The sequence below is a fragment of the Streptomyces sp. NPDC090022 genome (assembly GCF_044748145.1).
GTDB lineage: Bacteria > Actinomycetota > Actinomycetes > Streptomycetales > Streptomycetaceae > Streptomyces.
On record NZ_JBIVFN010000001.1, the window covers coordinates 968,599 to 980,182 of the forward strand.

An 11,584-nucleotide genomic window follows, 5' to 3' on the forward strand; every position below is an offset into this window, starting at 1 on the left:
GTAGGGGACCTTCGGAGCCCTCGGAACCTCAGAACCCGCAGGACGTGCGCGCGTCCTGGAAGCGCTCCGGGTGCCGCCGCCGGTACTCGACCAAGGACTGGGCCACGGCGGCGCCTTCGCCCACCGCGGCGCCGACCCGCTTGACGGATCCGGACCGTACGTCGCCCACGGCGAACACGCCGGGCCGGCTGGTCTCCATCGGCAGCGTGTCCGGGCCGGCTCCGCCGCTGCCGGTCAGGACGTAGCCGCGGTCGTCGAGCTTCAGCGCGCCGCCGAGCCACTCGGTCGACGGGCGGCCGCCGATCAGGACGTACAGGCAGTGCGCGGCGACGGTCGTCTCCTCGCCCCGGCGGTCGCGCAGCCTGAGTCCGGTGAGGGTCGCGCCGCCGAGGCACTCCGCCACTTCGGTGCCCAGCAGGACCTTGACGCCCGGGGTCCGTTCGATCCGCTGCACCAGGTAGCTGGACATCGACGCGGTGAGGTCCGTGCCCCGGACGAGCAGGGTGACGGAGCGGGCGTAGCGCGCGAAGTAGAGGGCGGCCTGCCCGGCGGAGTTGCCCGCGCCCACCATGTACACGTCCTCCCCGGCGGTCGAGGGGGCGTCGGACAGGCAGGACCCGTAGTACACACCGGAGTGGAGGAGGCGGTCGACGCCGGGAGCCCTCAGCCGGTTCCAGTCCACGCCCGTGGCCACGACCACGGCGGCCGCGGTCACCGAGGCCGTCTCGTCGGTGCCGGCCTTGACGAAGTCGACGGCGTGGGCGCCCTCTTCGGTCGTGGTCACCCGGCTGGCCACCCGGGTGGGCTGCCACTCGACGCGGGCCCTGCGCGCCTGTTGCAGGGCCCGCTGGGCCAGGTCGCCACCCGTGAGTCCGACGGGGAACCCGAGGTAGTTCTCGATCCGCGAGGTCGATCCCGCCTGCCCGCCGGGCGCGTCGTCCTCGATCACGACCACGCTCATACCCTCGGCGGCGGCGTACACGGCTGCCGACAGTCCCCCGGGGCCACCGCCGATCACCGCGACGTCGTAGTGGTCCTGCGCCGCCGGCCGGATGAGGCCGAGCCGTTCGGCCAGCGCGCTGATCGAGGGGTTCACCAGCTCGGTGCCGTCACCGAGCCGGACGGTCACCGGCGCCTCCCGTACGTCCTCCTCGGGCACCCACCGGAAGAGCACACCGCTGCGGCCGAGGAAGTCGCGCACCGCGTACGCGGCGGGGGAGAAGCGGCTGCCGCGCACCTCGGCGGTGGGCAGATCGCCCTCGCAGTCGGCGTTCCAGGTGCACAGGGAGTCGTCGAGCGCCTCCCGGAGGTGCTCGGCCGGGCCGTCGCCGTCCGCGGCCTCCTCCCCGGTACGGGCGCCGGGTACGGTGCCGCGGTGCCCGGCCAGCGGCAGCCAGCGCACGCCGGGATGCGCGGCGCCGGCCTCGGGGGCCTCGTCCGCGAGCACGGCCGCGACGGGCACCTTCCGGTCGGCCAGCGAGGTCAGCGCCCGGACCACCTCCGCCGGTCCGCCGACCTGGAGCACACGGAACGACGTGCGGTACCAGCTCTGCACCAGCTCGGCCGTTTCGTGCCGGCGGAGCGGGTCGGAGTCGGAGAGAACAATCACCGGCAGTTCGGCATCGGCCATCAAGAGATCCTCCAGGTGGATGACGTGGGATCGGCTTCCCGTCGTGATCAACGAGCGGGAACGCGATACGCATCGGCCCGGAGGGAAGGGGGCCCGCGGGCCCCCCGCGCACCGCTCAGAGACGGCCGAAGAACTGGTTGCCGCGCGCCGCGTAGTTCTCGCTCGTGTAGTACTCCTTCATCGCGGAGCTGATCTCGTCCCGGCTCAACTGCCCGTCGCCGTCGACGTCCAGCTCGTTGAACGCCTCGTCGAAGGTCTCCCGGGGCAGCCGGAACATGCCGTGGAGCAGGGAGGTGTACTCCTCGCGGCTCAGCATGCCGTCGCCGTCGCGGTCACCGAGCTCGGTCCAGGCGTTGCTCATGTTCCTGATGCGTTCCCAGATCCTGTTCTGGTCGGTGACGATCCGCGCCCGGAACGCCGACCGGAACTCCTGCCGGTCGACACCGCCGTCGGCGTTCTTGTCCATCGCGTGGAAGACGGTGTCCCAGAGGTCGGCCAGCGAGGTCCGCAGCGTGGCCACGGTCTCCGGGGCGCAGCCGAGTGACTCGGCGAGCCTGTCCGACAGGCCGATGACGTCCGCCTTCTCGAGCCGCCCGTCGCGGTCCGAGTCGAAGACGTCGAACGCCCGCTCCAGCTTGATGTCCAGAACGCTCACGACACCATCCCCTTCACTCCATGTGGTCACCCCGTCACGCTGCGGGGCGGGACCAGGAAACCACATGCCGCGGCCCGCGCGCAGCCCGACCCGGCCCGGCGCCGCACTCCGCTCAGCCGGGGCGGCCCGTACGCCACCGACAGCACCCGCGGTCCCGGCGTGCGACGCCGAGTCGGAGGGGCCCTGCGGCCGCACGGCGACGACGAGGGCCCGATCCGGGTCCTCCTGCGCGAGATCTCGCCCGCCGAGGCCGCCGCGGCCGGCGCCGTCGACGACCGGTTCCGCGAGCGGGACGAGCAGGCACGGGTCCGGCTGACCGCCTGGTTCGAGCGCAGGGACATGCTCGCCCCCGATGACCGCCGCCCCGTGCCGAACGCCGCCCGCTACCACCTGTCCCCGGGAGCTGCCCACTGACAGCTCACGCCCCCGGAGGGCAGGACATAAGCGCGGTTCATGAGGCCATCCGCCGGCCGGCCCTACCGGCTGCCTACGGGCCGGACGAGGGTGGAGACAAGAGCCTTCCGATGAAGCAAGGACGCCATGTGGGCAGGAACCCCGGCGCTCACCACGCTCGCGTTCCTTCCCCACCCCGACCGTGCCTTCGGCCTGAGCTTCTGAGGAGGAACCCCATGACCGCCACCGCATCCACCACCACAGCCACCACAGCCACCGCATCCGCCGCAACGGGCGCCGACCAGGGGCTTGCCCCGGCCCGGCTCACCCACCGCCTCGGCCTCTGGTTCGCCCACGCCTACGTCTTCGGCATGTGCGCCACCATCGGCGGCTGATGCACATCGTGCCCCCGGACCCCGGCTACGCCGGCGCCCTCTTCGGCCTGCACCTGTACACCTGGGCCGTGATCACCTTCCTGGTCGCCGTGCTCGCCGCCGCCGTGAACCTCGTCCTGGCGCGGGAGTTCCAGCCCCTGGGAGCCGCCCCTTGAGGGCGGGTCAGCGTGCCCCGGCCGAAGCGCCGTTGTCAGTGGTGGGGGATACGTTCGGGGTGTTGCAGGGGCCGTGATCCGCCGGTCAGGCCCGTTTCCCGACAGGAGTGGACGATGACCGAGAGCAGTGCTCAGCCCACGCTGAGGGTGGTGCTGACGGACGTGAACGAGCGCGTGGTGGAGGCGTGGCGGGCGGCGTTCGCGGACACCCCCGGCATCGAGATCCGCAGGGGCTCGATCCTCGAGGAGGACGTCGACGCCTGGGTCACCCCGACGAACTCCCGGGGCCGGATGGACGGCGGGGTCGACGCCGCCATCAAGCGTCACCTCGGAGCCGGCATCCAGGTGCGCGTGCGGCGCGCGATCCGCGACCGCTTCGCCGGAGTCCTCCCCGTCGGCAGCGCGGTCTGCGTCCCGTCGGGGGCGACCACGCCCCGGTACCTGATATCGACGCCGACCATGGTCCAGTCCTCCCAGAACGTGAGCGACACCCTGAACGTGGCGCTGGCATGCGCCGCCGCGTTCCAGGCCGTTCACCGGCAGAACCGGAAGGCGCCGGGCAGCATCCGCTCCGTGGCGCTCGTCGGCATGGGCGCGCAGACCGGCCGGGTCCCGGCCAGGGTGTGCGCCAACCTCATGTGGACCGGCTACACGCTCTTCCACGACCACTGGTTCGAGGACGACGACGAGTTGCGGGCCACGATCGTCGCGCAGCTGAGCGGCATCGACGACGCCCCCGTCGAACAGCGGGTACGCATCGTGCCCCCGAACGCTGTGCAGCCCGCCCCCGCCCCGACCGCGACGACCGAGAGCCCTTCCCCCATGACCGACGTGACCGACGTGACCGACGGCGCCGCGCCGACCCAGGCCGACGCCCACGACCCCCTGGCGCTCACCGAACTCTTCGACGGCGGCGGCGAGCCCTGGCTGCCGCTCCTCAAGCCGGTCATCGAGGCCCAGCCCGACGCCGCCCGGTTCATCGGCAAGGGCCGCAGCCCCGAGGTCGTCCCGGTGCGCGAACTGACCTTCCAGGCGCTCAAGCCCAACCCGCCGCACAAGTGGAAGGTCGTCGCCTTCGGGCAGAACCCCTACCCGCGGCCGGAGAGCGCGACCGGCATCGCCATGTTCGACAACACCTTCAGCGACTGGAAGGACAGCCAGTTCGGCAGGGTCGTCAGCATCCGCTGCCTCATCAAGGCGGCCGCGATGTGGAAGTACGGCATCGCCAAGAAGACGCCCGTCGCCGACGTCCGCGCGCTGCTGAAGGAGAAGGAGACCGTCCAGCCGCCGGAGTGGTTCCAGGCGATGCTCACGCAGGGCGTGCTGCTGCTGAACGCCTCGCTCACCGCCAGCGGCGACGGAGCGATGGCCACCGACCAGCACACGGCCTTCTGGCGGCCCGTCGCCGAGCGGATCGTCGAGGAGATCCTCAAGGCCAAGCAGGACGCCGCCGAGGAGGACCGGGGGATCGTGTTCGCCTGGTGGGGCGCGCACGCCCGCAGCCTGAAGCGGGTCGTCATACGGCTCCAGAAGAAGTACCCGGACGTCGAGGTCCGGCACATCGACCATGCGAACCCGGCGGCGCAGGGGGACATCTTCTGCGAGGGCGACCACTTCGCCCTGGTGAACGACGCGCTCACATCGCTGGGTGCCGAAGCGATCGACTGGCTGCCGAGCAAGGGGTGGAGCGAGGCGGCGGCCGGCGCGGACGGGGCAGTCGCGGCCCGCATGGGCGCCTTCATCGAGTCGACCATGAACCTGCACCAGCTGTACCTGGAGCGCCTCACCAGCGTCAAGGACGAGGGCCTGGTCCTCCCGGCGATCACCGGTGTGTTCGACACCCCGCTGATGGACTTCCAGGACGCCGTCGCCCCCGTCGCCCAGACGCTGTCCGGGCTGGCCGGACACATCGACCGCTCCCACCACTTCGGCAAGCGGCGGGCGGACGAGACGTCCACCGGCCTGTCCGCCGACGAGATCGCCGCGCTCTACCTCTACACCTGCGAGTCCGCGTTCTACCGGGAGATCAACGCGGTCCTGAGGTCCCCCGACCGGACCAGGGTCACGCCCTACCTGCCGTACCTGCGGCTGCTGTTCTCGGCGGTCTCCGGGCTGCCGGCCCACACGCAGCCGCTGTGGCGCGGAGTGGCGCTGGACCTGCGGGGGCAGTACCCGGTGGGCCGCACGGTGACCTGGTGGGGCGTCTCCTCGTGCACCTCCGAGCTGAACGTGGCCCGCGCCTTCCTCGGCAGCCGCGGCAAGCGGACGCTCTTCGAGGTGACACCCGCCCAGGCGGTCGGGATCAGGAGCTTCTCCGCGTTCACCGGGGAGGAGGAGTACATCCTCGCGCCGGGCACCCAGCTGAAGGTGACCGACGTCAAGAGCGAGCGCAGCGGGCTGTACACGGTCAAGCTGACGGAGGTGAACGACGCTCCGCTGGTCTCCTGACCCGGGTCGGAGGGGGCGGTCTCCGGACGGACGGCGGCAGGCGCTCAGATGGTGACGGTGTCGATGACGAAGCGGTAGCGGACGTCACTGGCGAGGACGCGCTCGTAGGCCTCGTTGATCTCGTCCGCCCGGATCAGTTCGATCTGCGCCGCCACCCCGTGCTCGGCGCAGAAGTCCAGCATCCCTCGTAGGTCTGTTCCCTTTCCCCCGTTGTCGGCGCCCCGCCGACCGATGCCTCCTGGACGCGCGACCGGCCCCTCGACCTGGTGGTCGAGGGGCCGGTGCCGTGGTAGCGGGGGCAGGATTTGAACCATGCGACCTCTGGGTTATGAGCCCAGCGAGCTACCGAGCTGCTCCACCCCGCGTCGGTACGACCAGCGTACGCGAAGCGATCGGACCCCGCCGGTATTTGTTCGGGCCGGCCCGAGGGAAGAGAAGGACACGGTATGACGGCAGACGACATCGACCCCAAGGGGACGGCGGCGGAACTCAGGGCCGCCCTGTCCGAAGGGGCCGACCCGGTCCGGGCCGAGCAGCAGCGCGCCTACCTGCACAGCGACCTGCGCCACCTCGGCGTCGGCGTGCCGGACATGCGCCGCAGCGTCACCCGCACCCGCCGGGCGCTCGGCGCCCGGCCGGCCCCGTACGTCCTCGCCCTCGCCCGGGAGCTGTGGTCCGCCCCGGAGCCCGCCGGGCCGCCGGTGTACGAATACCGCTGGGCGGCGGTCGAACTCCTGGTCCAGTACGCGCGGACGCTGGACGCCACCCACCTGCCGGACGTCGAGGCAGTGCTGCGCGAGTGCCGCACCTGGGCCCTGGTGGACCCGCTGGCCGTGCACTGCGCCGGCGTGATCGCGCTGCGCGACCCGGCGGCCGGGACCGTACTGGACCGGTGGGCCACGGACACCGACGTCTGGCTCCGCCGCGCCGCGCTCCTGGCGCTGCTGCCCGGCATCAGGACGGGCCGCCCCGACCCAGGCCGCCTCACCCGCTACGCGGACGCCCTCGTCGACGAGCGCGAGTTCTTCATCTGCAAGGCCCTGGGCTGGGTCCTGCGGGAAACCTCCGTACGCGACCCCGAGTTCGTGGTCGCGTGGGTGGAGCGGCACGGCACGCGCGTCGCCCCGCTCACCCGCAAGGAGGCCCTGCGCCGCCTCCCGCCCGGGCCGTCGGGGCCGCCGGACCGGCCGGAGCGCCCGGTTGCCCCGTGACGGCCCGGGCAGGGGAAGGCGTCCGGCGTCAGAGGCGGTGCACCGTGTGCAGAGTCCTGTCGTAGGTGCCGCCCCCGTCCAGCAGTGAGGCTCCGCCGACATCGGCCATCGTGGGGCCGTTGACGGTCTTGCGACTGGAGAGGAAGCGGGCCTTGCCCAGCGCGTCGGCGCCCAGATGGATGCCCACGTGGTCCACCTCCCCGTCCTCATCGGCATCCCACAGCAGCAGGTCACCGGGCTGGAGCAGGGCGATGACCTGCGCGGTGGACCCGGTGGTGCGGGCGAGACGCACGCCGGGGGCACGGTCGGCCATCTGCGCGGACGTACGCGGAAGCCGGGCGGGCGACGCGTCGTGCACGTCCGCCACCGGCACGCCCAGGTGGTAGCCGTACACCATGCGGGTGTAGCCGGAGCAGTCGAGCGAGCCCGCGAAGGCCGGGTCCGCCGCCCTGACCGTGCCGTTCGGGAAGGTCCAGCCGACGCCGGCGAACTCGTGGAAGTCGGCGCCGACCGTGCGCTCGCCGCGCAGGCCCGCGGGACTGTACGTCGCCTCGCCGAGCACCTTGCGGCCCGCGGCGGGTCCCGCGCCGGCGCTCACGGCGGGCGCGCCGGGCAGGAACATGGCCGCGTACGCCAGAACGTCCGGGGCGGGGGAGCCGATCCAGCCGCGCACGGTCTGCTCCAGGGCCGGGGTCCACGTGCCGTCGAAGGGCTCGGGCAGCACCCGCACCCAGTCGCCGTGGGTGACGCTCGGAGGGGCCTCCCACGCGGCGTCGACGACCCGGAAGCCGGTCACGGCCAGGGTGACGGGCAGGCTGGTGCAGCCCTGGTTGGCGAGGGCGCGCAGGCCCACCCGCCCCGTGACGGCCGGGCTGTCGACGACGTCGACGTGCCACGCGCCCGGCTGCCCCGCGGACGCGCGCCACGCCTTGACCCGGATACGCGCCCCTTCCCGCAGGACCCGTACGCCCCACGCGGTCCGGGCGGGCACACCGGTGGCCAGGGTGAGGGGCGCGGCCAGCGCGGTGGCGTTCCCGCCGGCCACCTTCTCCAGCCGCAGCTCGACGGCCCCGGTGGTGAGGAAGGAGAGCCGGACCCGGTGGTGGCTGTCCGGCGAGGTGTAGCCGAAGACCAGGGCGAACGAACAGGCGTCTCCCGTCGGTACCTTGTCGAAGCCCGCGACGGCCTCGACGTCGACGTCCGTGATCCCGTCGTCCTTCAGGGTGCAGTAGCGGCTCGCACCGTCGGTGGTGAGCGCGATGAGACCGCGGCCGGGCGTCACCGAGAAGTCACCGGCGACGGGGCCGTGGGTCTCCCACGTGCCGCCGCCCGGTGAATTGCCCCAGTACACGCGCTGGGAGGGGGCCAGGGCGGGATCGGGCAGGGTACGGCCGAAGTCCTCGGCGAACGGCTGCTTGTCCTCCGTGAAGGTGCGCCGCGGGCCGGGCACGAGGACGGTGCGGGCGCCGTGGGTGAGCAGGGCGACCCGGCGGCCTGCCGAGGTGACCTCGGTACGGGCCGGGGACCCCGGCAGCACGGTGGCGGTGAGCTCGGACTCCAGCGTGACCTGCGTGAACCAGGAGGCGTCCAGAGCCGTCATGGTCACGGACGACGCGGGTCCGGCGAGCCCGGACGGGCCCGCTGCCGCGGCACTCGGCGCGGCCGTGGCGGCCCCGTGCGCAGCCGCGGCGGCCCCCTGCGCGGTCGCTACGGCCCCCTGCGCGGCCCGCGCGGAGGGCGCGGTGGCCAGGGCGGACAACGGAACGGTGGCGGAGGCGGCGATGGCCGACAGCAGGGTTCGCCGGGACGTGTGCGTCATGCGTACATGATCCAAGCCCTGATCCGGCCGTCCGCACCAGCCCCCGGTTCCCGGCGCACGTGCACCGGAGTTGACCGAACGCCGCCTTCTCCGGGCCGCCCCGCGCCCCCACCATGACAGGGGTGGATCAGCCATCGGAAGGCACCGCCGGGACCCAGCTGGCCGCGTCGAGCACGGACGTGCCGGCCGGTGACCGCTTCGACTGGTGGTGCGACGTCGTCGACCGCACCATCGCCCCCTTCACGCTCCTCACCTCCCACACCCACGACTACCGGGCCCGGCTCCGGGACGTGGACCTGGGCACGACGCGGGTCACGTGGTCCTCCTTCGCACCCCTGCGCGCGGTCCGCTCTCCCGCGCACATCCGGCGCGCGGACCCGGAGACCTACACGCTGGTGATGGTCAACGGCGGTCCGCTGCAGGCGAGTCAGCGCCGTAACGAGGCGGCGGTCGACACCGGCGGACTGGTCCTCTTCGACACCTCCTACCCGTTGGAGGTGTGCTACCCCGGTGGACACGGCCCGTGCGAGTCCACGTTCCTGACCCTCCCCAAGAGCGTGTTCCCGCTGCCCGCGGGCCGGACCGACCGCCTCCTGTCCCGGCCGTTGTCCCCCGCGGGGGTCCCGGGCGCCCTCCTGTGCCGGTACCTGACCACGGTGATCGGCCGCGCCGGCGAACTGACGCCGGCGGCGACGTACCGGCTCGGCACCGTCGCCCTCGACCTGGCCGCGGCGCTCGTCGCCGACCACCTCGACGCCACCCCGGAACTGCCGTCCGAGACCCGTCGTCAGGTGCTGCTGGCGCGGATCCACGCGTTCATCGACGGCCATCTCGGCGACCCCGACCTCGGACCGGCGGGCATCGCGGCGCAGCACCACATGTCGATCCGTTCCCTGCACCTGCTGTTCCGGCCCGAACCGGAAACCGTCTCCGCCACGATCCGCCGCCGCCGGCTCGAACGCTGCCGCAGGGACCTCGCCGACCCCCGCCTGCTCGGCCACCCGATCGCGGCCCTGGTCGCCCGGTGGGGATTCCAGCAACCCGCCGATTTCAGCCGGGCGTTCCGCAGGACGTACGGCATCACGCCGCGCGAGTTCCGGTACGAGGCCGTCGGCGCCCACCGCCGGACCGACGCGGCCGCAGGGCAGCGCGCCGACGGCAGCGCAGCGTAGCCCTCGCGGCCGCCCCGGACCGACCGTACGGCCTGGTTCCGCCCAACCAGGCCTCAAGGCATGCGAGTTGGCATCGGACATCCGACCAGCAGCGTATGCCGTCGCGACCGCGGTCTGACGCCGCGCGCGGGTGCCGCTCGCTAACGTCGTCGGCATGCCCACTCTCACCAGGGCGGCCACGGCCGCCGTCATCGCGCTGTCCCTGTCCCTGCCGCTCGCCCTGGCGGGCCCGTCCGCGGCCTCAGGGTCCGCCGCGCCGTCCTCGGCGCGCCCGCCGGCCACCGCCGTGGTCGGCGCGGCCGACGCGAGGGCGGAGGGACCTGCCGAACTCCCGCGCCCGACGGGTCCGTTGCCCGTCGGCAGGTCCGTACTCCACCTCGTGGACCGGTCCCGCCCCGACCCGTGGGTGCCGACCGCCGACGGACGGGAGCTGATGGTGACGCTCCACTACCCCGCTCGGCGCCCCGCTGCCGGCCCCGCGGCCCCCTACGCGACCACCCCCGAGACCCGGGCCCTGCTCGAGGGCTACGGACTCGGCGACGCCGTACCGGCGGCCGACCTGAGCGCGACGCGCACCTGGGCCGGGACCGACGTGCGTCCGGCCCCCGGCCGCTACCCGCTCGTCGTCCTGTCTCCCGGCTTCACGGCGTCCCGCTACACCCTCACCGCCCTGGCCGAGGACCTCGCCGCCCGCGGATACGTGGTGGCGTCCGTGGACCACGCCTACGAGTCCCTGGGCATCGAGACCCCCGACGGCCGCCTGCTGACCTGTGCGGCGTGCGGGCCCGTCAGCGAGGGACAGGTGCCGGAGGGCGTGATCACCGCCGGCCGGGCCCGGGACGTCTCGTACGTGCTGGACCGGCTGACGGGAAACCGTCCGGCGTGGAAGTACGCGGGAACGATCGACCGGCGGCGGATCGGCATGGCCGGTCATTCCATCGGGGGAGCGAGTGCCGCGACCGCGATGCTGGCCGACGGACGCGTCCGCGCGGGCGTCAACATGGACGGCGCCTTCCACGACACGCTGCCGGAGGAGGGGCTGGGCGGGCGCCCGTTCATGCTGCTCGGCACCGACGACGAGATGCACCGGCCGGGTGGCCTGGACCACACGTGGGACGCCGCCTGGCAGCGGTTCGGCGGATGGAAGCGATGGCTGACCCTCGCCGACTCCGACCACTTCACCTTCACGGACGCGGCCGTCTTCCTGGACCACTTCGGCGTGCCGCGCGCTCCGCTGCCGGGCGACCGGGCCCTGGCCCTCACCCGCGCCTACGTCGCGGCCTTCTTCGACCGGCACCTGAAGGGCGCGGCCCGGCCGCTGCTGGACGGGCCGTCGGCGGCCGACCCGGAAGTGCTCTTCCACAACCCCTGACCCCCCGAGCCGGCCCGGAAACCGTCGCGCACGGGTGTCCGTACGCCTGCGGAGGGTGACATCCGGGCCTCCCGCTGGTGAGCCGCCCCATAGGACCCAGGTCACATACGATGCGGGTTAGTAGTCCGCGGGCGGCCTGCGCACGGCCCCTCATACCGGCTCCCACCTGCGCGGACGTTGATCACGACGGTGCACGCTGTGGGCGCCCGCGCTGCGAGGGGGGCTAGTAAGCGAGCTCTTTGCCAGGGCTTCGGCGGCCTGGCTAACTGGTGTTGTCGCCGAGGCGGCCGGGGCACACCGCCCCCCGCCGGACGAACCCCTCTCCCTCGCGTGA

Annotated in this window: 10 protein-coding genes, 1 tRNA gene and 1 pseudogene; 7 read left to right on the forward strand and 5 right to left on the reverse strand. The window is 73.2% G+C overall.

Annotated elements, in window-relative coordinates:
- Window positions 1-28 precede the first annotated feature (28 nt).
- Together ACIPXB_RS04330 and ACIPXB_RS04335 are read right to left on the reverse strand one after the other, a co-directional pair.
- The gene (locus ACIPXB_RS04330) at window positions 29-1,630 is read right to left on the reverse strand and encodes an NAD(P)/FAD-dependent oxidoreductase (protein WP_401444314.1); all 1,602 of its coding nucleotides are present in this window, start codon (window positions 1,628-1,630) and stop codon (window positions 29-31) included.
- Window positions 1,631-1,745: 115 nt separating this feature from the next.
- The gene (locus tag ACIPXB_RS04335) at window positions 1,746-2,285 is read right to left on the reverse strand and encodes an EF-hand domain-containing protein (protein WP_401444316.1); all 540 of its coding nucleotides are present in this window, start codon (window positions 2,283-2,285) and stop codon (window positions 1,746-1,748) included.
- 159 nt (window positions 2,286-2,444) lie between these two features.
- On the opposite strand from ACIPXB_RS04335, the gene ACIPXB_RS04340 reads away from it, so the two are divergent.
- The 4 genes from ACIPXB_RS04340 to ACIPXB_RS04355 all read left to right on the forward strand — a co-directional run bounded on the left by ACIPXB_RS04340 (window position 2,445) and on the right by ACIPXB_RS04355 (window position 5,676).
- Window positions 2,445-2,699 (forward strand): hypothetical protein, encoded by a 255-nt coding sequence (locus tag ACIPXB_RS04340; protein ID WP_401444318.1) that lies wholly within the window; start codon window positions 2,445-2,447, stop codon window positions 2,697-2,699.
- 215 nt (window positions 2,700-2,914) lie between these two features.
- Window positions 2,915-3,073 (forward strand): hypothetical protein, encoded by a 159-nt coding sequence (locus tag ACIPXB_RS04345; RefSeq protein WP_401444320.1) that lies wholly within the window; start codon window positions 2,915-2,917, stop codon window positions 3,071-3,073.
- Window positions 3,073-3,228: a hypothetical protein gene (locus ACIPXB_RS04350; RefSeq protein WP_401444322.1), complete on the forward strand. Its 156-nt coding sequence runs from the start codon at window positions 3,073-3,075 to the stop codon at window positions 3,226-3,228. The genes ACIPXB_RS04345 and ACIPXB_RS04350 overlap by 1 nt, the downstream gene beginning before the upstream one ends.
- A 114-nt stretch (window positions 3,229-3,342) precedes the next feature.
- The gene (locus ACIPXB_RS04355; protein WP_401444325.1) at window positions 3,343-5,676 is read left to right on the forward strand and encodes a macro domain-containing protein; all 2,334 of its coding nucleotides are present in this window, start codon (window positions 3,343-3,345) and stop codon (window positions 5,674-5,676) included.
- A 44-nt stretch (window positions 5,677-5,720) separates the two neighbouring features.
- On the opposite strand, the pseudogene ACIPXB_RS04360 reads toward ACIPXB_RS04355, so the two are convergent.
- A pseudogene (locus tag ACIPXB_RS04360) lies at window positions 5,721-5,861 on the reverse strand (alcohol dehydrogenase); the annotation flags it as partial.
- Window positions 5,862-5,963: 102 nt separating this feature from the next.
- Window positions 5,964-6,041 (reverse strand) — tRNA-Met (locus ACIPXB_RS04365).
- 81 nt (window positions 6,042-6,122) lie between these two features.
- Between ACIPXB_RS04365 and ACIPXB_RS04370 the strand changes: the two genes are divergently transcribed.
- Window positions 6,123-6,887, forward strand: coding sequence for a DNA alkylation repair protein (locus ACIPXB_RS04370; RefSeq protein ID WP_401444328.1), 765 nt, complete (start codon window positions 6,123-6,125; stop codon window positions 6,885-6,887).
- A 28-nt stretch (window positions 6,888-6,915) separates the two neighbouring features.
- Here ACIPXB_RS04370 and ACIPXB_RS04375 read toward each other — a convergent pair whose 3' ends face one another.
- Window positions 6,916-8,706: an NlpC/P60 family protein gene (locus ACIPXB_RS04375; RefSeq protein ID WP_401444331.1), complete on the reverse strand. Its 1,791-nt coding sequence runs from the start codon at window positions 8,704-8,706 to the stop codon at window positions 6,916-6,918.
- A gap of 122 nt (window positions 8,707-8,828) precedes the next feature.
- Here ACIPXB_RS04375 and ACIPXB_RS04380 point away from each other — a divergent pair, with 122 nt between their 5' ends.
- Window positions 8,829-9,878 carry a helix-turn-helix domain-containing protein gene (locus ACIPXB_RS04380; RefSeq protein WP_401444333.1) on the forward strand — a complete coding sequence of 350 codons (1,050 nt, stop codon included), beginning with the start codon at window positions 8,829-8,831 and terminating at the stop codon, window positions 9,876-9,878.
- A gap of 154 nt (window positions 9,879-10,032) precedes the next feature.
- Complete coding sequence (locus tag ACIPXB_RS04385) at window positions 10,033-11,250, forward strand: alpha/beta hydrolase family protein (RefSeq protein ID WP_401444335.1); 1,218 nt, start codon at window positions 10,033-10,035, stop codon at window positions 11,248-11,250.
- The last annotated feature ends 334 nt before the right edge of the window (window positions 11,251-11,584 follow it).

What these genes read in the sequence shown, in the direction of transcription:
- ACIPXB_RS04330 (WP_401444314.1), bottom strand. Translation starts at nt 1,630, where the DNA reads ATGGCCGATGCCGAACTGCCGGTGATTGTTCTCTCCGACTCCGACCCG.
- ACIPXB_RS04345 (WP_401444320.1), top strand. Translation starts at nt 2,915, where the DNA reads ATGACCGCCACCGCATCCACCACCACAGCCACCACAGCCACCGCATCC.
- ACIPXB_RS04350 (WP_401444322.1), top strand. Translation starts at nt 3,073, where the DNA reads ATGCACATCGTGCCCCCGGACCCCGGCTACGCCGGCGCCCTCTTCGGC.
- ACIPXB_RS04355 (WP_401444325.1), top strand. Translation starts at nt 3,343, where the DNA reads ATGACCGAGAGCAGTGCTCAGCCCACGCTGAGGGTGGTGCTGACGGAC.
- ACIPXB_RS04370 (WP_401444328.1), top strand. Translation starts at nt 6,123, where the DNA reads ATGACGGCAGACGACATCGACCCCAAGGGGACGGCGGCGGAACTCAGG.
- ACIPXB_RS04375 (WP_401444331.1), bottom strand. Translation starts at nt 8,706, where the DNA reads ATGACGCACACGTCCCGGCGAACCCTGCTGTCGGCCATCGCCGCCTCC.
- ACIPXB_RS04385 (WP_401444335.1), top strand. Translation starts at nt 10,033, where the DNA reads ATGCCCACTCTCACCAGGGCGGCCACGGCCGCCGTCATCGCGCTGTCC.